Consider the following 22,243-nt stretch of genomic DNA (forward strand, 5'->3'; position numbering starts at 1 on the left):
CCCTCATGATCATCGAAAAAATACTGGGCAACCTCCACGAACAGCCCGACGCCTTTGCCGGCCACCACAAGGAAAAAGTGGTCCTCCCCAGCGCCCTGCTCGTCAAACGCATCCAGCGCGTCACCACCGACCACGGCAAAGAACTCGGCATCCGGCTCCCCACCGGATCCGGCGACCTGCGCGACGGCGACATCCTCGCCATCGACGACGCCAACCTCATCGTTATCTCCGTGCTGCCCACGGACGTCCTGGTGATTGCGCCAAGGACCATCCACGAAATGGGCGTCGTGGCGCATTCCCTCGGCAACCGGCACCTGCAGGCACAGTTCTTCGACTCCCTCTCTGAGTACGGGGCCGACGTCATGGTGTGCCAGTACGACCACACCGTCGAGGACTACCTGAAGAGCGTCGGCGTCCCCTACGACAGGCAAGAGCGGGTCATGCCGGTGCCATTCCGCCATGCTGAGCATTCGCACTAAGCGTTTGCCGGTGCTGGCTTTAGTGGTTGGCAAGCCTCCGTCGGGTGATAGGGGCCGTGCCCGTCCCCAGCCGCTCCCAACCTTCGCAAGCTCAGGTCGGGGCCCTCGCGGCAGTGGGCCCCCCGCGTGGCCCGCCACGCCGCGGCCCCTATCACCCGCCTCCGCTTCTCGGGCACTGCTCCAGCGCGGTGTGCTTTGAGTGCGACATATCAGCTGGCTCTTCAACAGTTGACCGACTCTGCGTTGCCTACTGGGGCGTTTGCTCATTCTTTGGGGTTTGAGAGCTACATCGAGCGCGGGCTGGTTCGGGATGAGGGGTCGTTTGGGGGGTGGCTTTCTGCTTTTGTTGGGCAGCAGTTGACCTATTCGGATGGGTTGGCCGTGCGGTTTTTGTATGAGGGGGTGGATGTTGGCTTGTTGGATGGCGTGTTGTCTGCGCAGCTGTTGGCTCGGGAGGTTCGGGAGGCTTCTTTGAAGATGGGTGGGCGGTTGCTCGAGATTGGCGGGGAGGTGTTCCCGTCGGGGGAGTTGGATGCTTATCGGGAACTGGTCCGGGAGGGGCGGGCACAGGGGCATCAACCTTTGGCTTTTGGGGTGATTGCTCGGTCACTGCAGGTTCCATACGAAGAGGCTCTTTCTGCCTATTTGTTTGCCACCGTTACTTGTCTGACGCAGAACGCCGTGCGCGCCATTCCGCTCGGTCAAAACGCCGGGCAGCGGGTACTTCGGGACGCGCACGACGCCGTTGCTGCCGTTGTGCGGGATGTAGCACGGCTGTGCTGGGACGACTTTGGGGCCGTGAGCCCCGGACTCGAAATTTCACAAATGCGGCACGAACGGCAGCGCGCCCGCATGTTCATGAGCTAATCAGGAGGACACATGTCTGAACCCATCAAAATCGGCGTCGGCGGGCCGGTCGGCGCCGGCAAGACGCAACTCGTCGAGCGGATCACCCGGCACATGAGCGGCGACATTTCCATGGCCGCCATCACCAACGACATCTACACCATTGAAGACGCCAAAATCCTCGCGGCCAACGGTGTCCTGCCCGAAGACCGGATCATCGGCGTCGAAACCGGCGGTTGCCCACACACCGCGATCCGCGAAGACACCTCCATGAACACCGCCGCCATCGAGGAACTCAAGAGGCGCCATGCGGACCTGCAGGTCATCTTCGTCGAATCCGGCGGCGACAACCTCTCCGCCACGTTCAGTCCCGAGCTCGTCGACTTCTCCATCTACATCATCGATGTCGCCCAGGGCGAAAAGATCCCCCGCAAAGCCGGCCAAGGCATGATCAAATCCGACCTCTTCATCATCAACAAAACGGACCTCGCGCCCCACGTCGGAGCAGACCTCTCCGTGATGGAACGCGACTCCAAGGAATTCCGAGGCAACAAACCCTTCTGCTTCACCAATCTCAAAACCGACGAAGGCCTCGAGCAGGTCCTGAACTGGATCCGACGCGACGTCCTGATGCTCGACTTGGCGTCATGACCCCGCCCAAGTCCGTTCTCATCTCACCTGGGGCGGCGCCCGCGGATGAAGGGGGCCGTGCCCGTCCCCAGCCGCTCCCAACTCTCGCAAGCTCGAGCCGGGGCCCTCGCGGCAGTGGGCCCCCCGCGGAACCCGCCACGCCGCGGCCCCCTTCATCCGCGTCCGCTCACCGCCCTGCGCGGGGGCGGCTGGAGCTCGGGGTCAGTGCGCGTGGCGGGAGGTCTGTTGCTTCTCGGCAATTCCATGAGGGCGCTTTGAGGGTGCTCCGGCCGCATTATTTGGATCAGTCCGGGCAGGTTTGCTACGTCATGGTCAATCCTGGCGGGGCGTATTTGGGGGCCGATCTGTTCCTTATTGATTTGGACGTCCAGGCTGGGGCGGATCTTTTGTTGACGACGCAGTCTGCCACCAAGGTTTATCGGACTCCGGGCTCGTTTGCTGAGCAGCGCATGAGTGTGCGGTTGGGGGAGGGGGCACTGTTGGAGTTCGTGCCTGACCAGTTGATTGCCTATCGGGAGGCGAGCTATCGGCAGAATTCGCACATCAGCCTCCACCCGACGTCGAGCCTTGTCATGGCTGAGGTCATCACGCCGGGGTGGGCCCCGGACGGTGGGGAGTTCCGGTACGAGGAGCTGCGGCTGAGGAACGAGATTCACGTCGAAACGGTGGACGGACCCAAGCTGTTGGCCCTCGATAATCTCCTGATCCGGCCGTCCCTCGGCGAGGTCACAGGCATGGGTTTCATGGAGGGCTTCAGTCACCTGGGTTCCCTGATAGTGGTAGATCATAGGGTGGATCAGGAACTGGCCGATGAGCTGCACGAGCTCACCCGCCACCTGGACGCCTATACGGGCGTTTCCCTGACCAATACTGTTTGCGGTACCACGGGCCTCGTGCTGCGATCGTTGTCGAACAGCACGGAAGAACTCAATATTCTGCTGGGTACCTGCACGGCGCTTCTCCGCAAGCGCTGGCACGGGCAGGAGCCCTTGAACCTGAGGAAGTACTAGATGACTGCGCTGACTGAGTTCGCCACGCTGTACCGGGAACGGGAGAACCTGTCCTTGCGGACCCGGCTGCTCTTTACGTTCGGTGCGGTGGCCGCCCTGCACGTTGCCGCCGTCGTGCTCCTGCTGCCAGGAGGGGCAAGCGCCACGCAGCCGTTGGCGCTCGGTTTGGTTGTTACCGCGTACGTGGCTGGAATCAAGCACAGCTACGACTGGGACCACATCGCCGCGATCGACAACTCCACGCGAAAGTTCGTTTCGCAGCGCAAGGATCCCGTCAGCGTGGGTTTTGCGTTCAGCTTGGGCCACAGTTCCGTGGTCATCCTGGCCGGTTTGCTGGTGGTTGCCGGCGCAACGGTGATCGGGCAGTTCATGGAAGACGGCACCACTGGAAACAGGGTTCTCGGCCTGATCGGCAGCGGCGTGTCCGGGCTGTTCTTGCTCGCAATGGGCCTGTTCAACGGTTCCGCGTTCGTCCGCGCCAGACAGGTGTACAGGAGTGTTCAGGCCGGCGCCGGGATCCACGAAGACGACCTCGAGGCGAAAGGATTTGTTGCGAGGTTGCTGGCCAAGCCCCTGTCGAAGGTGGAGCGGCCACGGAACATTTATGTCATCGGCTTCCTGTTCGGGCTGGGGTTCGATACCGCCACCACCATCGGACTACTGGTTATCACCACGACGGCGTCACTCGCCGGAGTCTCACTTCTCGCCTTAATGGCACTCCCGTTCGCGTTCACTGCGGCCATGACGCTGTGCGATTCCATCAATGGCGTGGCCATGATGAAGATGTACAAATCGGCCATCAATGACCCCCAACGGAAGCTTGGCTTCAATGTGGTGATCACCGGCATCTCGGCTGCCTCGGCCCTGTTCATCTCCGTAATCACGCTGGGCGGATTCCTCAACGCTGCCTTGGACTTGGAGGACCCGCTGACCACGTGGCTCGGGGAAATCGACCTCGGCGACGCCGGCCTGCTCCTTGTTGGCCTGTTCGTGGTGATGTGGGCAATCTCTGGCTGGCGCGGCCGGATGAAGCCCGCCCCCTAGGAAGCCGCCACTGCGTTGAACAGCTCGTTCGTGTCCACGCCAAGGTCGGGTGTATCCAGCACGTTGGTCAGGAACACGACGCAGCGGTCCTCTTCCGGGAACATCCACCATTCCGTGCCTGACCAGCCGGGGTGGCCATAGATCCCACGGGCCAGGAGCTCGGATTCGTTTGCGGGCATCTGGAACCCAAGCCCGGTATGGCGCAGGGGCTTGGGCCGGATGGAGATGTGGGAAAGCCCGGTGGTTCGCGGCCGACGCATGGAGGCAAGGGTCGCAGGCCGGACAGCCTTGCCGGAATTCCGCAGCAGTTCAGATCCGAGATTGAGCAGGTCCGTGGCCGTACCGAAGAGCCCGGCACCGGGGTGCTTCTTCTTGTACATAGCCTCAACGTCCAGGCCCGCCGCCTCTGTGCCGTGGACTGTGTGGGGGTTGCAATCGGTTTCGAAGGTGAGGCCCTTGGCCCCGGTGTCGGTTGCCAACGAACGGAGCTGCTCATCGAACGGGCGCCCGTCTGCCCATTCGGCCATGGCCGCGGCACCCTCGAAAGCGACATTGCAGTATTGGACCAACGAGCCCGCGTAAAAGGCTTGCTCCGCAGAGGTGAGGTCCTCGCGGAGCGGCGCGCCGCCGTCGAGCTCCGGGTCCGCAATGCCCGAGCGGTGGCTCAAAAGGTGTTCCAATGTGACGGTGTCGGTGCGGTCTGAGCCAAAACCGGGAAGTGCTTCACCCAGGGAAGCTCCAAGGGATAGTTTCCCCAGCTCAACCTGCCGCATCACAGTCATCGAGGTGATGGGTTTCGTGACTGAGAACAGCGCGAAGTGGTCGTCGGCCGTTGCTTGCCTGCCGCCGTCGTGCCCAAAAGCGACAAGGTCCGAGATGCCCTCGCTGGAGGCAATACCAAGGACCGCAACGGGCACACGCCCCAGATCGACTTGCTTTCGGGCCCAGTCCGCCGCGGGACCTGTTTCCACCATGGCTGTTCCACACTTTCGCTCGGGTTAGGTGAAAAGAATCTATCGAAGATTCTCCTAGCCGCGTGTAACCGCGGGAGCCCGGCCGGAAACTATAGAAGTATCCTGCACTTCAGGACACTACTTTCAGGGGGAAAATCGTGCTTTCCGAGCGCGAACTGGCGTTTATCGCCATTCACAAAGACAGTTATCCGTCCGTTTTCAGGTTTGTCCGCCGACGGGTTGAATCGGCGGAGATGGCCGAAGAAATCGCGGCAGACGTGTTCCGCGTCGTTTGGCAAAAGTGGGCCGATGATGCCCGGCCGGAACTCGGATACTTGCTCGCCATAGCGCGCAACCTTGTGGGTAATGCCTACCGCAGCCGCGAACGTCAGCAGGCTCTGCAGGAAAAACTGCGCGCGACGGCGGTGGAGCGTTTCGGGGACGACTCCGGGAACGTCGCGGTACAGGATGCGATGGACCGCTTGCGGGTGCAGGACCGGGACATCCTGCAAATGGCTTATTGGGACGGTTTGGGGACCGCCGAAATTGCCGGCGTCCTGCAGTGCAGCGAATCCGCCGCCAAGGTCCGGCTTCATCGGGCCCGGACTGCGTTCCGGAAGCAGATGCCTGCCGGAGCCGAATCGACCACACAGAAGATGGGAGTCTGAGATGGATCCGATCAAGAGCCAGATTTCCGCGATCGACCCTCTGAAGAATGAGCCGGAGTCTGAGATTAACGGGGCTGAGGCCCTGAGCCGCATGTTATCCGGCCCGCGCGTATTCAGTGACACGTTGCCCGCTGGCGTGGCGTCGCTCGAAGGACGCAGGAACCGCAAGATGCGGATCGCGGCCGGACTCCTGTTGGGCGCGGCAGCAGTGACTGCTGGTGTCCTGGTTGCATCCAATTTCGGCCCGGTGAGCTCGACGCCCGCTCCGGCTGTCACTGTCACTCCGGAATCAACACCGAGCGTATCTGCCACGCCCACACCCACGCCTTCGCCCAGCGCGTCCGCCACGTCGTCCGGCACCCCGACGCCGACTGCAAGCCAATCGGCTCCAGCGATTGTTCCGCCGGCGGCTGCTACTACGGCGCCTACCCAGCCGCCAGCTGCCACGCTGCAAACGTTCACTTTCCCGGACGGGCATTTGTCGTTCAGGTACCCGAGCGGCTGGACTGTCCGAGCGGAGCAGGGTCCGTATCTTTCGGAGGAAACGAAGGCGGCATCGGTCGGCGCCACTCTCGTGGACAGCACGGGCGCGGAAGTCGCCTACGTGTACAGCGGTTTCTATGGGGATGGCACCGGTGGATGGGTGAAAAGGACCGTCCTGGATAGGGCGTCGGTCCCGGGGATCACCGACAAATCAGGCAATCCTGTGGAGTTCGGTTTCGGGTCGGATCTAGGTTTGATTTATCCGGAAGAGGGGAAGCCCAAACCCACAGTCCCTGCGGACAGCCGACCGTACTACTTCATGGATGTGCGTCTTTCCTCGGAGTTCGAAGCGGGGGAGAGGAGTTCGGGGACCAACCAGATCATGATGCCCAACGGAGTCATGTCCGCCCGTGTTCTGTTCGACTTTGAAAAGCAGCCCACCTTCGCCACCCCCGAAGCCGCGAAGGCCTGGATGGGAAGCGAACAGTACTCGCAGCTGAAGGCCCTGCTGCTGAGCCTGAGCTACAACTAACCCCACCTGACTAGCAGTTGTGGTTGTAATGACGCGTCAAAACAACCACAACTGCTAGCTAGTTTGGGCTAGCTCACAGTGATCAGGTGACTCGCGTGGTCATACCGGAAGGAGACCGGTCCGCCGTCGTGGTTCAGCGTGATGTTGCTGCCGTTCACGGCGCCGCCCAGGCCGTAGTTCTCAGCCCAGGAGCCGTTGATCGCGGCCTTGAACTCGTAGCTACCCGCAGCCAAGTCCGGCACAGATAGCTTCCAGATACCGTCCGAAGGATCCAAAGCCAGCTGGGCCTGGGCGCAATCGGGCATCCAGTCACCGGTGCAGCCCAGCTCCGAGTTCAGGCTCCCGGGCACTGATACGGCGGCAGGTTGCTGGCCCGCGGTCACGGCGCTGGTCACGTTGGTTGCGTGGTCGTAGAGGAAGGTCACGGCCCCTCCGGTGTGCGTGAACACCACATTCGGGCCATTCGGCTCACCACCTGCACCATAGTTCTCATCCCATGTGCCATTGAGCGCAGCCTTGAACTCGTACGTCCCGGCTGGCAGGTTCCGGGCCCTCAGCTGCCACAACCGATGCGTCGGTTCGTAGCTCATGAAAGCCTGCTCGCACGACGCCTGCCAGTCCTCCGGGCAGCCCAGCTCGGTGTTGAGGCTGCCAGCCACGGTGACCGTTTCGGGCTGGGCTGGCTCGCCCACAACACCGCTGCGCGGCTCACTCGCCGACGTGTGGCCGGCGTTGTCCAGCACCACGGCACGGTACTCCACCGACGTGCCGGACTGCATCTCGGACACATCGTGGAAGACCTGGTACGGCGCGTTGTCGTCCGTGCCGATCGACTCCCATTCGCCGCCCGCAGTCCGCGCCTGGAAGGTGACTTCATAGAACGAGCTACCGTCGACGTCGGCCGTTACCTTCATGCGCGTAGCGTCACCGGCAGCGGTGACTGGCTTCTTGAGTACGACGCCGGGAGCCGCCTTGGACTGCGCAAGTCGCCCCGCTGCTTGGTACACCACTGTGGAAAGCGGAGGGACGGTGACGGACAGTTTCGCTTGCGCGTCGGTCTTGGCATCAGCTGCTGCATCACCGTAGACGAGGTTGAACGGCTGCTTGGCTTCGTAGGTTGGGATCTCCGCCGTTTGGGCACTTTCGCTGTTGTTCACGGCAACCACGTACTCGCGCTGGTCCTTGGCGTCGATGCGGGAGAAGGCGTAGATCCCCGCATCATCGGATGCGTAGCGGTTCTGCTGGGCACCGCTGCGGAGGGTCGGGTGCTCCGCCGTGAGGGACGCAAGCTCACTGATCTTCTTGTAGAGCGGGTGTTGGGTATCGAAGTTGTCCGTGGCGTGCGTGGCGCTTGTACCCAGCAGGTCGTCGTCGAGGTATTCCTGAACCTGGCTGGCAAACATGGATTGCCGCGAGTCCTGGTCCCCGCCTGCGCCGGTGAAACCTTGCTCGTCGCCGTAATAGACAACCGGGTTGCCGCGCGAGAAGTACATCAGCTCGTGGGCGAGTTCGTCGCGCTCCACGAGTTCGGCGTCGGACGCGCCAGCATTGTCCTGGGCGATGAACGTGCCGATACGGCCCATGTCGTGGTTCCCCAGGAAGGTGGGCAGTTGGTACACGTTGGAGTCGGCGTCGGTGTACCAGTCATCGGCGTTGAAGAAGTCGGCCAAACCGCTGGCCTTGCTGCCCTGGGAAGCGAAGCTGCGCGCGGCACCCTGGAAACCGAAGTCGAGAACAGCCTGCATCTTGTTCTTGGTGGTGAATTTGGACGTGACGCTCTTGGAGGTATCGAAGACCTCGCCGAACATGAAGAACTCGTCCTTGCCTTGCTCTTTGGCATAGCTGAGCACCTGCGGACCGAACTGCTGCCAGAACTCGTCATTGACGTGCTTCATGGTGTCGATGCGGAAACCATCGATCCCGAAGTCGCGGATCCACGTCTTGTAGATATCAACAAATCCATTGACCACCCGAGGGTTCTCGGTGAACAGGTCATCCAGGCCGAAGAAGTCGCCGTAGAGCGCGTCCTCACCGGAAAAGGTCGTGTTGCCGCGGTTGTGATAGAGCGTGGCGTCGTTGAGCCATGCGGGAACCTTGACGTCCTGCTCGGCTTCCGGGACTACGGGTGTGTAAGGGAAGGACGTGGCTGGATCCAGTGCTGGAAAGTCTTGCGTACCAGCGTAGTCGTGGTCATCGAAGGCCTCGCCCGCTGCCGTACGGTACGGCTCCGTTTCCTTGGAAATGTAGGGAGCCGAATCTGACTCCTGGTACTGGATCACGTCCGCCGTGTGGTTGGTGATGATGTCGAAATACACCTTCATGCCGCGTGCATGGGCGGCATCGATCAGCGTCTTCAGCTCAGCATTCGTGCCCAGGTGGGGATCGATCTGCGTGAAGTCCGTGACCCAGTACCCGTGGTACCCCGCCGAGCTGTTCTCCACTGACCCGTCACCCTGGACTGCCTTGTTCTTGAAGCTCGGTGTAAGCCAGAGGGCATTGGTGCCCAAACCCTGGATGTAGTCCAAGCGGCCCTGGAGGCCCAACAGGTCCCCGCCGTTGTAGAAGCCCTTGCGGGTGGCATCGTAGCCGGACACCATCGGATCGGAGCCCAGTCCGCCGTCGTCGTTGGCTTTGGTGCCGTTGTTGAAGCGGTCAGCCATGACGAAATAGAAGTTCTGGTCGCTGACGCCGCCGCGGACCGAGTGTTGGCCGGCGGGATCAGGCGCAGCTTTCTTAGTGGCGACCATCGCGCTCGCGGGCAGGACGGTGGATGCCGTCACGACTGCGGTGGCGAGCACGATGGCGGGGACAACGGATCTAAAGCTGTGAGATAGCAAGTAATGAAACCTTCCGCTAAGCGACTCTGCTGTGTGGCAACTCACAACTGTAAGCGCTTGCGTTCCTTTGATCCACAGAAATTGAAGGTTTTCTGGATGTGAAGAGCTGTTACGCCAATCCAGGCTGGAAACGTTTGCAGTCCGACTAGCTGAAATTTCGCGGATTTCCCATTGTTCGCCTGCATGGCACCACGGCGAAATGCTATGCAACTGCCCATAACGAAGCACTTATGACTTGCATAGGGTTGAAGAGATCTGCTTCACACCACGCCCTGCTACACAACGTGCAGTGCCCTGAACTACCAAGGATGAGTTTCAACGATGAAGAGCATCGCCCTCCTGCGCGAGCGAGCCACCCGTGTCATGCCCACCGGTTCCCACTGCCCGGCCTCGGGTTTGTGGAGCCCGGATTCTGAGCCGGATGCGGTCCAGGTATTCGCCGAAGGTCACGTGCTGCCTGCGCACAACGGAGTACCCACTGTCTGGCGGCGCCGGACCGCCGGTGAAGCGTCAGCATGACCAGCACCATCCTGAACAGGCCCCTGGACTACCGGCACGTGCCGGCGGCGCAATGGACCGAACTCAGCGCTGGCGATCCCGTATGGATCTACGACGTCGCATGGGGTGCCGGGACCGGACGTGTTGACGACGTTTCGCAGCATCAGGAACTGCTGTGGGTGGTCCTTGAACCTACTGGCCGCAGGCTGATCTGCGGAACAGACGACGTCGAGGTCTGGGCGGCTTAAGCCGCGGGAACTCAAGCCGCGGGAACCAGTGCGCTTGGGGACCCGGTTTCCACCCGGCCCACTGGTCCGTCAGGCAGTCCCGTTTCCGGGTCCAGCCTGAAGCTCAGGACGTCGTTGGAACCTTCATGCGCCACGAAGAGCCAGCCATCGCGGACCAAGTGGTGCCGAGGCCTATCGCCGCCGCTGGGCACGTCGGCCAAGGGCGTCAGCTCCGTGCCTTGGCCACCCACCTTCAGGACGCAGATCCGGTTTGAGCCACGCACGCCCACATAGACGAATCGACCGTCGGGCGACATCGCAATCTCGGCCGCGGAGTCGCCGTCGAACGCTTTATTCACGCTGGCGGGAACCATGGCGGTGAGTTCGTACACTCCCTGCGGTTCGGCCCTGACGACGGCAACCTCAATCGAGTATTCGGTGTCGATGAACACCGTTCCGCTCGGATGCCGCACCATGTGCCGCGGGCCGGAGCCCCTGGGCAGGATCACCTGGTGGTCGGGCAGCAGTCCCTGGCCTGGCTCGTAGCGCCAGACCCGAACAAGATCGTGCCCCAGGTCCGTGGTCATCACGCGACCATCGGGAAGCATGATGCTGGAGTGTGCACGGCTGGGGCGGGGCTCGTCGGTGGGGCCGGCCTGATGGGGGTCGACGGCGGCTTCCGCGCTGGTGCGCGAGGTCATAGCGCCGTCGTGGTCCAGTTCGTAGAGGATCACTTGGCCATCACCCCAGCAGGTGACCACAATGAAACGCCCTTGGGGATCCGCCGCGACGTGGCAAGCGGCCTCCCCTGCCGGCCACGATTGGCCCATTTCCTCCAGTTCAGCGGCGCCGCTGCGGCGGTAAGCCCGCACCATCTTGCCCTCCTCAGCCACGGCGTAGAGCACCGGGAGGGTTGGGTGGACGGCGAGGAAGGACGGCGAGTTCGCTGCGACAGCCAGGCCAAGGGAGGTCAACTCCCCATCCGCATCCACGTTAAGTGCGCCGATTCCTTCGCCATTCCCGTTCCGGTCGGCCGTGTAGGATCCGGTCCAAATCATTCCTGTACCAGTTGCTTCCAAGCGTTGTTCCCCCATTCCTTAGTGTCCCTGTACGTCCGAGTCGACGCCGGCATCAGGCCCGGAGTCGAGGGTCTGCAACCTTAGGAGATCGTCCTGGTCCAGTTCGAAGTCGAAGACATCAAGGTTCTCCTGCATACGCTGCGGATTTGAAGTCTTGGGGATGGCCACCAGGCCCTGCTGGACGTGCCAGCGGAGAACCACCTGGCCGGGGGTCTTTCCATACTTGTTGCCGATTCCTGCCAGTACGGGTGCATTAAGGAGATCGCTGCTGGCGCCCAAGGGACTGTAGGACTCCGTGACAATGCCGTGCTGCCTATTGAACGCGATGGCAACGGGGCGGGGGATGGAGGGACTGACCTGGATCTGGTTGACAGCCGGCACGACGTCCGTTTCCCGGAACAGGCGTTCCAGGTGCGCTGGCTTGAAATTGGAAACGCCGATGGAACGTACCTTGCCCGAGGCCTGCAGTTCCTCGAAGGTCTTCCACGTGGAGACGAACTCGTCGCGGCGGGGGAGTGGCCAGTGGATCAGCAGCAGGTCAACGTAGTCCAGCCCCAGGCGTCGCAGCGAGCCATCGAGCCCCGCCACCGCCTTGCCCGAGCCTTGGAACTCGCCGTCGAGCTTGGTAGTAATGAAGAGCTCGCCCCGGTCCACACCGCAGGCGCGGATACCGTTGCCGACTCCCTTCTCATTCCCGTATTTGACCGCCGTATCAATGTGCCGGTAGCCGCAGGAAACAGCCTCCACCACGGCATCGGCAACCTGGGCATCATCCAGGGGCCACGTACCCAAGCCCAGTTGCGGGATCTTGTAGCCGTCGTTGAGTTCGATGAGCGGGGCAGGTGTCATGGGCTTGATCTCCTCTATTCCATGAAACTCGACGGGCGGGTCTCTTTGCTGTTCTACGCTGGCCATTGACTGCTTGGCAACAGCTACCGCCGCGACCAGTCGTAGAGCCGATCGCTCAACTCCATGAAGTCTTCCGCCACCACCTGCAGTCCGGGATGCTGATCGTGCCAGTCCACGATTTCCCTCGCACCGTCGGCGAACGGGATGGTTGCCGTGAAGTCGGGCACGAGTGCCTTGATCTTGGAGTTATCGAACACTACCGAGTGTGAGCGGTCGCCCAGGAGGTTGGGGCCGAGTTCTTTGTGATGGGCGGCAATGGTCTCGGAGGAAACATGAAACAGCTCCGGTTCAGGAACTCCGGCTGCCCGGGCGAATAGGCGGTAGATCTGGTTCCACGGCAGAAACTCGTCCGAGGTGATGGTGTAGCTCTCTCCGACAGCCTGCGGCCGTCCCAGGATCCCAACGAAAGCCTTGGCGAAATCGCGGCTATGGGTCAGTGTCCAGAGCGAGGTTCCGTCCCCATGAACCAGCACCGGCATTCCCGCACGCATACGGTGGATGTCGGTCCAACCTCCCACCATGGCGATCTTGGTCCGGTCGTAGGTGTGGGATGGCCGGACCACCGTCACAGGGAAGTCCTGCTCCCGGTATGCCTCAAACAGCAACTCCTCGCAGGCAATCTTGTCCTGCGAGTACTTCCAAAACGGATTCTTCAGCGGAGTCGATTCCCTGATGGGCAGGGTTGTGGGTGGCTTTTGGTATGCCGACGCGGAACTGATGAAAACGTATTGACCGGTCCTTCCCTGGAACAGCTCCAAGCCCGCCCGCGCGTGATCCGGGGTGAACGAGATGAAGTCCGCGACGGCGTCGTACTCCCTTCCGCGAAGCACCTCCCGCACAGCCCCGCTGTCCCGGATGTCTGCATGGAGTACCTCGGCGCCCTCGGGAACCGGCCGCCCGGCTGACCGTCCCCTGTTGAGGATGGTCAGCCGGTGGCCCAGGGCGACGGCGCGTTCAGCCGCCGCCGCGCTGATGACCCCGGTCCCGCCGATGAACAGTATGTTCCGCGGCGAGACGGTGTCCGCTTGTGGGAGGAGGCTGCTCACCAGGCGTAGTCCTCCGGGGCGGGGCGGTGTCCCGGGAAAATGTCGTCCAGCCGCTTGAGGGCATCCTCGTTGAGGGTTACATCCAGGGCGCGGATTGCAGCATCCAATTGCTCCTGCGTGCGCGGTCCAACGATCGGCGCCGTCACGGCAGGCTGATGAAGAAGCCAAGCCAAGGCGACATCGCCGGGTTTCTGCCCGAGTTCGTCCGCAAAATCCTCGTACTGACGGATCTGGTCCTCATGCTTGCGCAGCGTCTCCAGCGCACGGCCTTCCGTGCGGCGGACGCCCTGCTCCTCCTTCTTCAGCACCCCACCCAGCAAACCGCCCTGCAGGGGAGACCAAGGGATCAAGCCGAGTCCGTACTGCTGCGCGGCGGGAATGACTTCAAGCTCCAGTTCGCGCCGGAAGAGGTTATAGATGGACTGCTCGCTGACCAAGCCCGTGTAATTGCGCCTGCGGGCGGCTTCCTGGGCCTGGGCGATGTGCCAGCCCGCAAAATTGCTGCTTCCCGAATACAGGATCTTGCCCTGCTGCACGGCCACCTCAATCGCCTGCCAGATCTCATCCCACGGCGTCTGGCGGTCGATGTGATGGAACTGGTAGATGTCGATGTAGTCCGTCTGCAACCGCTTCAGGCTGGCGTCCAGGGCACGACGGATGTTCAGGGCGGAGAGCTTGGACTCATTGGGACGATCCGTCATGGTCCCGTACAGCTTGGTGGCCAACACCGTCCGTTCCCGGCGCTCGCCGCCCTTTGCGAACCAGCGCCCGATGATTTCCTCGGTCCAGCCCCGGTGACCCGAGCCGCCGTAGACGTTGGCGGTATCGAAGAAGTTAATGCCGGAATCCAGCGCGGAATCCATGATTGAGTGCGCGGTGGCCTCGTCAGTCTGCGGGCCGAAGTTCATGGTGCCCAGGCAGAGACGGGAGACTTTAAGGCCGGAACGGCCAAGGTGGGTGTACTGCATGTTCTTGTCCTTTGTTTAGAACTGCGTAGGGGTGCTTAGAACTGCGTAAAAGCCGCCACGGCGGGATCGGAACCTATGCGCGCTCCGGCCTCCAGTGCCGTGATGGCGGCCAGCTCGGATTGGGTGAGGGTGAGGTCGGCGGCTGCGAGGTTTTCGCGCATCCTGGCTGAGTCCGCGGACTTGGGGATCACGATTGTTCCCTGTGCGAGGTGCCAGGCCAGGATCACCTGTGCCGGGGTGGTTTCATGTGCCGCAGCCACCAGGGCCACCACCTCGGCGTTCAGGTCCTTGCCCTGTCCCAAGGGGCTGTAGGCCTCCACAGCGATGCTGAGATCGCGGCATTTGTTTGCCAGATCGCCCTGTTGGTACGTGGGGTGAAGCTCGATCTGGTTGACGGCCGGCACTATGTCCGCTTCCCGCAGCAAGGTATCCAGGTGGTCCGCAAGGAAGTTGGAAACGCCGATGGCCCGGATCTGCTTGTCCTGGTAGAGCTTCTCCATCTCCTTCCAAGCCTGGGTGTACAGCCCCTGCGAAGGGACGGGCCAGTGGATCAGGTACAGGTCCACTGCTTCCAGGCCAAGTGCGTCGCGGCTGCGCTGGAAAGCATCGTAGGCCTCGCCTTGCTCGCCGTTCCGGAGCTTGGTGGTAATGAAAAGGTCTTCCCTGGGAAGGCCCGAAGCGGCGATGGCTGCGCCCACACCTGCCTCGTTACGGTAGGCGGCCGCGGTATCGATGTGCCGGTAGCCTGCCTCCAAAGCGTCCTCCACCACCTTCTGTGTTTCTTCCGGAGGCACCTGGAAAACGCCGAATCCGAGCTGGGGAATGGTGACGCCGTTGTTTAGGGTCAGCTCTGGCATGAGGTCTCCTTAGGGGTAGATATTTCTGGGCCTGGCCGCTGCTTCCTGTGGGTTCGGCTGTGTGCGCCGGTTGCCAGAAAGCGTTTTCGGGAGGCTCTGTACTGAGCCTATTCAGTTTTCGTGGCAGAGTCAGCAATCCAGCCTGATTCTGTTTTTCCTAGGTCTGATAGTCCTACCCAAAATGGTGGGTCTGCTCTGGTCCTGCCGGCTGCGATAACGGCAGAATGGACGAATGGGTCAAAGTGCCGAGTTCGGAAAATTCCTCAAAGTCATGCGTGCCCGCCTCTCGCCCGAGGACGCCGGGGCTCCGGACTCCAGCGGCTCCCGCAGGGTTCCGGGCCTCCGCCGCGAAGAGGTGGCGAGGCTATCCGGCGTGAGCACCGACTACTACACGCGCCTGGAGCAAGGCCGGAACATCCACCCCTCCAAGGCTGTCCTGGAGTCTGTAGCAAGGGCACTGCGCCTGGACGCGGGGGAGCAGGCACACATGATGGACCTTCTGGAGCACTGCGCCAGCTCGGCCGGTAATCCCGGCCCAGCCCAAAAGGTGCGCCCTGCCTTGCGGCAGCTGCTGGACGCCGTCGGGGATGTTCCGGCGATGGTCCTGGGACGACGCGCAGACGTATTGGCCGGAAACCGGATGGCGCACCTGCTTTTCACGGACTTCCCATCACTGCCCGCCGCTGAACGGAACCTCACCCGATGGATCATTCTGGATCCTGCAGCCAAGGACCTTTTCAGGGACTGGAAGACCGTTGCCGCCGAGGCAGTGGGGGCATTGCGGATGGATGTCGGCCGGCACCCCAACGATCCCCAGACCAACCAGCTCGTGGGCGAACTAGCGGTGCACAGTGAGCATTTCCGCCAATGGTGGGCCGGGCACCGGGTGGCCTCGCGCTCAGCCGGCACAGTGAGGTTGCACCACGCGATTGTCGGTGACCTCGAATTGAACTTTGAGACGCTGAGTCTCCCGGACGATCCCGACCAGCTCCTGCGGGTGTATTCCGCAAAGGTGGGCTCGGCGTCGTCGGACGCCCTGACGCTGCTCAGCAGCTTTGGGGAGGTTGGCGCTGAGCCTGTTTCTGCACCCGAACCTGCCCGCCGGGATGACAGTTAACGCCCATATTTTTGGGAAACATGGGCGTTAACTGTCATCCCGCGGAGGGATTAGCGCTCCAAACGGAAGCCAAGCTTGATGGTTACCTGCCAATCGGCAATTGCGCCGTCCTCCAGGTGGCCGCGGATCTCCTTCACCTCGAACCAGTCGAGGTTACGCAAGGTCTGGGCGGCTGCGGCGATGCCATTCCTGACGGCCGCATCGACGCCCTCGGAAGAAGTGCCAACAATTTCGGAAACGCTATATGTGTGGTCAGCCATGGTGCTCCTCATCATCGTCCCTGAATCTTGAAAATGCTGGCCCGCTCGGCAGGCCGTTCATGCAGACTAGCCCACGGACGTCCGTGCGGGCCAGAGGTCCGGCGGGCTCAGCTTTCGCGCCATTCATTGCCCGTGATGTGCGATCCCGCATGCGGTCCCATCTGGAGCATTCCACCGTCCACAGGCCACGAGGCGCCAGTGACGTAGCTGGAATCCGGGGAAGCCAGGAAAGCGATAACCGCCGCAATTTCGCGTGCGTCACCGGGACGGCCAAGCGGCACGCCCGGCCGTTCCTTCTGCCTTGGGTCCTCGTCCGTTTGCCCCGTCATGGGTGTTGCGATCTCGCCGGGCGCAACGTTGTTGGCAGTAATGCCGAACTCCGCGAGCTCCAGCGCCATGGTCTTGATGAGCCCGCCAAGCCCGTGCTTCGAGGCGTCGTAGGCAGAGGCTCCAACGCGCGGCTGGAACTCGTGGACGCTGGTGACAGCGATGATGCGTCCGCCGCGGCCAGCGTTGACCATGCGTTTGGCGGCTGCCTGCATGGCCACGAAAGCACCGTTGAGGTTGGTGTCCAAAGTGGACATCCAGGTTTCGTAGTCCAGTTCCAGGAATTTGGTGCCATCGCCCGTTCCGGAGTTGTTGACGAACACGTCCACGCCCCCGAGTTCCTCGGCGAGCTTGTCAATGCTGGCGGCGGTTTCGGAGACTTTGGTGGTGTCCAGATGGTGCACCACCGCCTTGCGGCCCAGTCCGCGGACTTCTTCTGCCGTGTCCTCGGCACCCTGCTGGTCTGTGTGCCAGGTGATGCCCACGTCCATGCCTGCCTTGGCCAGCGCAACGGCCGTGGCGCGGCCTATGCCTGAGTCTGATCCTGTGACGATGGCGGTTTGCGGGGAAAACGATGCATCGCTCATGTCCTTGCCTTTCGGTCGCGTGGTGGTTCCGATGACTAATCCCTACCCGGACGCACCCGACCGTAAACACCTGGCGGGAAGATACCCGTTCTTCCCGCATCCCCGCGGCAGATCATTAGGGCGTGTAGATTCTTAGCTGCAGCACCAGTGAATTCCCACAACCAGGAGTACTCATGTCAGAAGTTATTGTTGTCGGCGTTGACAGCAGCGAAACGGCCAAACGCGCAGCAGTGGCAGCAGCGAAGCTCGCCACAGCCCTTGGCGCCGAGCTGCACGTCATCAGCGGGTTCTCCGATGACCGCATTGAAGAATTTGGCAGTGGCAGCGACCGCATCACGGTTTCTTCGGCGGACTCTGCAGAATACGTAGCCCGTAAGGTCTCTGAGGAACTCGATGTTCCCAGCGGTAACATCAAGTACTTCGCAGCCCGTGGCACGCCAGCCAACGCGCTCATCAACTACGCCGAGACCAACAACGCCTCGTTGATCGTTGTGGGCAACAAGCGGATGAAGGGCATTGGCCGTGTTCTGGGCAGCATCGCCAACAGCGTGGCACATGGCGCTCCGTGCGACGTCTACATCGTGAACACGGACGTGGACGCGTAGCCCCTCCCATGTAGAGGACAGCACTTGTCGCTCTGAGCACGCGTAGCGACAAGTGCTGTCCCTCAGTTGGGTTTCGCCTCCAGGACGTACGTCTTCAGGTCGTCCAAGGTTTGCTGCATGTGGGCGTCCATGGCCAGCCGTGCCTCCTGTGGATTCCGTGACTCCAGGGCCGCCGCGATCTTCCGGTGATGGCCGATTGCGTGCTCCTGGATTTCCGGGAATGCCGAGGTCTGGGCGCGGCGGGCCTCGAGCACGCGGTGCAGCGGCTCGAACAGCACGGCTACGAAGACGTTGCCGGAGGCGTGGAGGATGACATCGTGGAAGGCAAGATCGGCTTCCACAAAGGCGGCAACGTCATTAACTTCGTGGGCCGAGTGCATTTTTTCCACGTGTTCTTTGAGCGTTATCAGCTCGTCGTCCGAGATGCGTTCCGCGGCGAGTTCACAAGCGCCCGTCTCGAGCATGCGGCGTAGCTCGATTAGCTGCACGGCGGCAGCCGCGTCTTTGGTTCCTTCGGATGCCGCACGCAGGACGGCCTCCAGGGATGCCCACTGGTTCAGCGGGTTAACGAACGTACCGCGGCCGCGTTCCACGCTGAGGATCCGCTGGGCCTCAAGTGTTTTCATGGCTTCGCGCACGGTCATGCGGCTCACCTCGTGCCGGGCGCTGAGCTCCAGTTCGCCCGGGACAATCGTTCCTGGCGGAAATTCGCCCGCGATGATCCGATCCAGCAGCTCATCAGCAACTACGCCGACCAGCGACTTGCGTGCCATGTATCCCCATTTCCTGTATTTCAGACCGTCCGGTGCCTCGTGGATGTTTTCCTTCAGGCACAGATGGTTGCCAGACATCTTACGCTGGCGGTGGCCAGCTCTCTTTCCAAAATTCATGCAACGTCTTGGCGCATTCGTCTGGCTGCTCCCAGTGGACGTTGTGTCCGGCGTTGGGAATCGCCTTCAAGCTCCGCGTTGGACTGGCCCCCACGAACGCGGTCATCTGCTCGAGGGACCGCACGCGGTCCCCGGTTCCGGCCAGCACCAGCAGCGGCGCATGGACACGCGCGGGCACTGAAGGTTCGACGCCGGTGGTAGCCGCCCAGGCGCTGGCAGCCAGGATAGGGAACGGCGTATCGAACCCTTTGCTGAGCCGCTCCATGTCTTCCGCGGACAGTTGCCCGTACCAGGCGTTCATGAGCTTCAGCTTGGTATCGGCGTCGAAGAATCCCTGCTCCAGCTGTGACAGCAGGAGGTTCTTGAAGGCCTCGTTCGGTGGCGCCGGAACCATTCCTACCAGCGTCACTGTTGCCACTAGTCCTGGATGCTTTGCTGCCAGGGTCAGTGAGACGCTGCCGCCCATGGAGTGCCCCACCACGTGCACCGGACCGTCAGTCCGCGCCTGAACTGCGGCGGCCACCGAAGCGGCAGCAGAGTCCAGCGTCCACTCGAAGTCCGTCGGCAGTTCCTCGCCTGGGTGGTACCCCGGGAGGTCGAGGATCCAAACTTCGCGTCCGGCGTCGAGCAGTAACTTCGCTAACGGCTCCCAGTACACGGATCCCGAAGCCCAGCCGTGGATGAGCACGGCTGGAAGCTGATCGCCGGCAGTGTCCGCGGGTGACCGAACGTCTATGAAAGGGATCGGAACCACGCTGTTAGCCATGCGTCCAGCCTAGTGACGCGGGCCACCTTGCGCGGTGAAGAGCTGTGTGTCACACTAGCAATCAAATGTTAGATGTCTGACATCTTACATTCACTAAACCGCTAGGCAGATTTCCCACGATGGAGTGCACCGTGACCCTTGAAGCAGACGTTCTGGCCGCTTTCCCGGCGGAGGTCCAGATTCCGGCTCAGTTGGTTGCCGACGCCGTTGCCGCGTCCTCGGCGACGTCCCCCCGAGTCCTGGTAGTCCTCGACGACGACCCCACCGGCACGCAGTCCGTTGCGGATCTGGCGGTACTCACCCGCTGGGACGTCGCGGACTTCACGTGGGCGTTCACCCACATTCACGAGAACCAGACCAAGCCCGCCGTCTACGTCCTCACCAACACCCGCAGCCTGGACCCGGCCGAAGCAGCAGCACGGAACGAGGAAATCGTTCGGAATGCACTGGCAGCAGCGGCCGGAAAGGTCAGCCTTGGCTTCGTCAGCCGCAGCGACTCCACCCTCCGCGGCCACTACCCCCTGGAACCGGACGTCATTGCCGCTACTGTGGCCGCCGAAACCGGTGAGGTCACCGACGGCGTCGTCATCGTTCCGGCATTCCCCGACGCCGGCAGGGTCACCATCGGCGGTGTGCACTACATGCGCGGCGATGCCGGCACCCTAACCCCAGTTGCCGAGACAGAATTCGCGAAGGACGCGTCCTTCGGTTTCGCCAACTCCGAGATGGCCAAGTACGTGGAGGAGAAGTCGCAGGGCCGGTTCCCCGCCAGCGATGTGATCGTCCTTGACCTCAACACCATCCGTGCCGGCGCATCGGCCCAGGACCCGGCCATCTCGGCGAAGGCCATCGCCGACGCCATTGAGTCGGCCACGAACTCCACGCCGATCGTGGCCGACATCGTCACCGAAAACGACTTCCGTGCCCTGGCCCTGGGCCTCGAAGAAGCCGAACGCCGCGGCAAGAAGCTCCTCTACCGCGTGGGCCCGCCGTTCGTCCGTGGCCGCATCGGCCAGGAAATCCGCACCGCACTGACCTCCGAAGAGGCCTACGCCGGCAACACTCCCTCCACAGCCGGCGGCCTGATTGTGGTTGGCTCGCACGTTGGCGTCACCACCCGCCAGCTCAACGCCCTGACGGCCGCGCACAGCTCGGCCCGGACCATCGAGATCAACGTGGAGAAACTCGTTGCCGAAACCCACACAGCTGCAGAAGCCGACGCATACATCGCAACCGTCGTGTCCGACGTCGTCGATGCCCTGCACCAAGGCGACGTCATCGTCCACACCAGCCGCCTGCTCATCAAGACCGACGACGCCGCAGCGAGCCTGAAGATCGCCCGCACGGTCTCGGCCGCCGTCGTGGCTGTTGTGAACCGGACGCTGAAGACCTTCCCGCCGCGGTTCGTTATCGCCAAGGGTGGCATCACGTCCTCTGACGTCGCCGCGCACGGACTGGAGATCCGCCACTCGATAGTCCGCGGTCCCATGCTGCCGGGCATCGTCTCCCTCTGGGAACCGGTGGACGGCCCCGCGAAGGGCATCCCGTACATCGTGTTCGCCGGCAACGTGGGCGACGACCAGTCCCTGGCCCAGGTCACCCGCAAACTCAGCGCCACCTTCTAGAACCACCTGAATTCAATGGAGAACACCATGACCAGCAGCAACTACACCGTCACCGTCCTGGGCCTTGGTGCCATGGGCCTGCCCATGGCAACCCGCCTCGCGTCCCAGCTGACCGTCCACGGCTTCGACATCGCAGAGCCCCGCTTGGAGCTTGCCGCGGCGGCGGGCATCAAGACCTTCGCCTCAGCCCGCGAAGCTTCCCAGGACGCCGACGCGCTGCTCCTCGCCGTCCGGAACGGCGAGCAGCTCAACGATGTCCTTTTCGGCGAGAATGGCGTGGCCTCGGTGTTGAAGCCGGGAGCCGTGGTCATCCTCGGCAGCACCGTCGGCACCGAAGCCATCCCGGCCACGGTGGCCAAGCTGGCCGAGTACGGCGTCGCGCTGGTGGACGCTCCTCTGTCCGGCGGCCCCAAGCGTGCCGGCGAAGGTGACCTGCTGATCGTTGTTGGGGCCGAACCCGAGGCCCTGGAAAAGGCCCGCCCTGCGCTGGAACTGCTCGCGTCCACCCTGAGCATCGTGGGTGACAAGCCCGGCGACGGCCAGGCCCTCAAGACCGTAAACCAGCTCCTCTGCGGCGTACACATTGCCGCCGCTGCTGAGGCCATGGCCCTTGCCGACGCCCTCGGCCTCGACCAAGCCAAGACGCTCGCGGCTCTCGAAGCCGGCGCTGCAGGCTCCTTCATGCTCTCCAACCGTGGCCCGCGCATCCTCGAGGCCTACACCGACGAAGGAGCCGAGGTCCTCAGCCGCCTGGACATCTTCGTCAAGGACATGGGCATCGTCGGCAAGGCCACCCGCGCTGCCGGCCTTGCCGCACCCGTTGCTGCTGCTGCGGAACAGCTTTACCTTCTCGGCCAGGCCCAGGGCCTCGCCGCCGCCGACGACTCCGCCGTCATCAAGGTTGTAGCGCCCGCAAAGCGCACCGCCTAAGCACCCCAATAAAACCTGCGACGACGGCGATCCCCCCTTCGCCGTCGCC

Annotated in this window: 24 protein-coding genes; 13 read left to right on the plus strand and 11 right to left on the minus strand. The window is 62.6% G+C overall.

Translation table 11 applies throughout. The annotated features are described in order from the left end of the window. Nucleotides 1-5: 5 nt before the first annotated feature. From ureE to ACZ5G6_RS00915, 5 genes are all read left to right on the plus strand, one after another. Entirely contained in the window at nt 6-479 is a 474-nt protein-coding gene (ureE, locus tag ACZ5G6_RS00895; RefSeq protein ID WP_223935341.1) for an urease accessory protein UreE, read from the plus strand. Nucleotides 480-674: 195 nt separating this feature from the next. Continuing rightward, complete coding sequence (locus ACZ5G6_RS00900; protein WP_498688753.1) at nt 675-1,346, plus strand: urease accessory protein UreF; 672 nt, start codon at nt 675-677, stop codon at nt 1,344-1,346. A 12-nt stretch (nt 1,347-1,358) separates the two neighbouring features. Continuing rightward, complete coding sequence (ureG, locus tag ACZ5G6_RS00905; protein WP_223935344.1) at nt 1,359-1,976, plus strand: urease accessory protein UreG; 618 nt, start codon at nt 1,359-1,361, stop codon at nt 1,974-1,976. Beyond that, the gene (locus ACZ5G6_RS00910; RefSeq protein ID WP_498688755.1) at nt 1,973-2,986 is read left to right on the plus strand and encodes an urease accessory protein UreD; all 1,014 of its coding nucleotides are present in this window, start codon (nt 1,973-1,975) and stop codon (nt 2,984-2,986) included. Before ureG ends, ACZ5G6_RS00910 begins: the two co-directional genes overlap by 4 nt. After that, the gene (locus ACZ5G6_RS00915) at nt 2,987-4,030 is read left to right on the plus strand and encodes a HoxN/HupN/NixA family nickel/cobalt transporter (RefSeq protein ID WP_498688757.1); all 1,044 of its coding nucleotides are present in this window, start codon (nt 2,987-2,989) and stop codon (nt 4,028-4,030) included. Here the strand turns inward: ACZ5G6_RS00915 and ACZ5G6_RS00920 are convergent. Continuing rightward, nucleotides 4,027-5,004, minus strand: a complete 978-nt coding sequence (locus ACZ5G6_RS00920) for a serine hydrolase domain-containing protein (protein WP_223935347.1) — start codon at nt 5,002-5,004, stop codon at nt 4,027-4,029. The two genes, ACZ5G6_RS00915 and ACZ5G6_RS00920, sit on opposite strands and share 4 nt — an antisense overlap. A gap of 137 nt (nt 5,005-5,141) precedes the next feature. Here ACZ5G6_RS00920 and ACZ5G6_RS00925 point away from each other — a divergent pair, with 137 nt between their 5' ends. Both ACZ5G6_RS00925 and ACZ5G6_RS00930 read left to right on the plus strand, forming a co-directional pair. After that, nucleotides 5,142-5,651 (plus strand): RNA polymerase sigma factor, encoded by a 510-nt coding sequence (locus ACZ5G6_RS00925; RefSeq protein WP_498688760.1) that lies wholly within the window; start codon nt 5,142-5,144, stop codon nt 5,649-5,651. A gap of 1 nt (nt 5,652) precedes the next feature. Continuing rightward, nucleotides 5,653-6,666, plus strand: a complete 1,014-nt coding sequence (locus ACZ5G6_RS00930) for a hypothetical protein (protein WP_498688762.1) — start codon at nt 5,653-5,655, stop codon at nt 6,664-6,666. A gap of 68 nt (nt 6,667-6,734) precedes the next feature. Here the strand turns inward: ACZ5G6_RS00930 and ACZ5G6_RS00935 are convergent, their stop codons facing one another. Continuing rightward, a complete protein-coding gene (locus tag ACZ5G6_RS00935) occupies nt 6,735-9,413 on the minus strand; it encodes an alpha-amylase family glycosyl hydrolase (protein WP_498691716.1) in 2,679 nt (892 codons plus the stop codon). A 411-nt stretch (nt 9,414-9,824) separates the two neighbouring features. Between ACZ5G6_RS00935 and ACZ5G6_RS00940 the strand changes: the two genes are divergently transcribed. Beyond that, nucleotides 9,825-10,022 (plus strand): hypothetical protein, encoded by a 198-nt coding sequence (locus ACZ5G6_RS00940; RefSeq protein WP_223935350.1) that lies wholly within the window; start codon nt 9,825-9,827, stop codon nt 10,020-10,022. Then, nucleotides 10,019-10,249: a hypothetical protein gene (locus ACZ5G6_RS00945; RefSeq protein ID WP_498688765.1), complete on the plus strand. Its 231-nt coding sequence runs from the start codon at nt 10,019-10,021 to the stop codon at nt 10,247-10,249. Before ACZ5G6_RS00940 ends, ACZ5G6_RS00945 begins: the two co-directional genes overlap by 4 nt. 11 nt (nt 10,250-10,260) lie before the next feature. Here the strand turns inward: ACZ5G6_RS00945 and ACZ5G6_RS00950 are convergent, their stop codons facing one another. From ACZ5G6_RS00950 to ACZ5G6_RS00970, 5 genes are all read right to left on the minus strand, one after another. Beyond that, complete coding sequence (locus ACZ5G6_RS00950) at nt 10,261-11,286, minus strand: lactonase family protein (protein WP_498688767.1); 1,026 nt, start codon at nt 11,284-11,286, stop codon at nt 10,261-10,263. Nucleotides 11,287-11,325: 39 nt separating this feature from the next. After that, nucleotides 11,326-12,156 (minus strand): aldo/keto reductase, encoded by an 831-nt coding sequence (locus ACZ5G6_RS00955; RefSeq protein ID WP_498688769.1) that lies wholly within the window; start codon nt 12,154-12,156, stop codon nt 11,326-11,328. A gap of 83 nt (nt 12,157-12,239) precedes the next feature. Next, nucleotides 12,240-13,262 carry an NAD-dependent epimerase/dehydratase family protein gene (locus ACZ5G6_RS00960; RefSeq protein WP_498688771.1) on the minus strand — a complete coding sequence of 341 codons (1,023 nt, stop codon included), beginning with the start codon at nt 13,260-13,262 and terminating at the stop codon, nt 12,240-12,242. Next, nucleotides 13,259-14,230 carry an aldo/keto reductase gene (locus tag ACZ5G6_RS00965; RefSeq protein ID WP_223935354.1) on the minus strand — a complete coding sequence of 324 codons (972 nt, stop codon included), beginning with the start codon at nt 14,228-14,230 and terminating at the stop codon, nt 13,259-13,261. The genes ACZ5G6_RS00960 and ACZ5G6_RS00965 overlap by 4 nt, the downstream gene beginning before the upstream one ends. A gap of 35 nt (nt 14,231-14,265) precedes the next feature. Continuing rightward, the gene (locus ACZ5G6_RS00970) at nt 14,266-15,087 is read right to left on the minus strand and encodes an aldo/keto reductase (RefSeq protein WP_223935355.1); all 822 of its coding nucleotides are present in this window, start codon (nt 15,085-15,087) and stop codon (nt 14,266-14,268) included. Between the two features lie 232 nt (nt 15,088-15,319). Between ACZ5G6_RS00970 and ACZ5G6_RS00975 the strand changes: the two genes are divergently transcribed. Beyond that, complete coding sequence (locus tag ACZ5G6_RS00975) at nt 15,320-16,204, plus strand: helix-turn-helix transcriptional regulator (RefSeq protein ID WP_223935356.1); 885 nt, start codon at nt 15,320-15,322, stop codon at nt 16,202-16,204. 50 nt (nt 16,205-16,254) lie between these two features. On the opposite strand, the gene ACZ5G6_RS00980 is transcribed toward ACZ5G6_RS00975, so the two are convergent. Together ACZ5G6_RS00980 and ACZ5G6_RS00985 are read right to left on the minus strand one after the other, a co-directional pair. Further along, nucleotides 16,255-16,464, minus strand: a complete 210-nt coding sequence (locus ACZ5G6_RS00980) for a dodecin (RefSeq protein ID WP_216922612.1) — start codon at nt 16,462-16,464, stop codon at nt 16,255-16,257. A gap of 107 nt (nt 16,465-16,571) precedes the next feature. Then, the gene (locus ACZ5G6_RS00985; protein WP_498688776.1) at nt 16,572-17,378 is read right to left on the minus strand and encodes an SDR family oxidoreductase; all 807 of its coding nucleotides are present in this window, start codon (nt 17,376-17,378) and stop codon (nt 16,572-16,574) included. Nucleotides 17,379-17,551: 173 nt separating this feature from the next. Between ACZ5G6_RS00985 and ACZ5G6_RS00990 the strand changes: the two genes are divergently transcribed. Further along, the gene (locus ACZ5G6_RS00990; RefSeq protein ID WP_223935357.1) at nt 17,552-17,983 is read left to right on the plus strand and encodes a universal stress protein; all 432 of its coding nucleotides are present in this window, start codon (nt 17,552-17,554) and stop codon (nt 17,981-17,983) included. 62 nt (nt 17,984-18,045) lie between these two features. Here the strand turns inward: ACZ5G6_RS00990 and ACZ5G6_RS00995 are convergent, their stop codons facing one another. Together ACZ5G6_RS00995 and ACZ5G6_RS01000 are read right to left on the minus strand one after the other, a co-directional pair. Beyond that, nucleotides 18,046-18,756 (minus strand): FadR/GntR family transcriptional regulator, encoded by a 711-nt coding sequence (locus tag ACZ5G6_RS00995; RefSeq protein WP_223937450.1) that lies wholly within the window; start codon nt 18,754-18,756, stop codon nt 18,046-18,048. Nucleotides 18,757-18,835: 79 nt separating this feature from the next. Then, entirely contained in the window at nt 18,836-19,639 is an 804-nt protein-coding gene (locus tag ACZ5G6_RS01000) for an alpha/beta fold hydrolase (RefSeq protein WP_498688781.1), read from the minus strand. A gap of 131 nt (nt 19,640-19,770) precedes the next feature. Here ACZ5G6_RS01000 and ACZ5G6_RS01005 point away from each other — a divergent pair, with 131 nt between their 5' ends. After that, entirely contained in the window at nt 19,771-21,264 is a 1,494-nt protein-coding gene (locus tag ACZ5G6_RS01005; RefSeq protein ID WP_498688784.1) for a four-carbon acid sugar kinase family protein, read from the plus strand. 27 nt (nt 21,265-21,291) lie between these two features. Next, nucleotides 21,292-22,194 (plus strand): NAD(P)-dependent oxidoreductase, encoded by a 903-nt coding sequence (locus ACZ5G6_RS01010; protein WP_223935360.1) that lies wholly within the window; start codon nt 21,292-21,294, stop codon nt 22,192-22,194. Nucleotides 22,195-22,243 lie beyond the last annotated feature (49 nt).

Source organism: Arthrobacter sp. TmtSoilC51 (genome assembly GCF_055388015.1).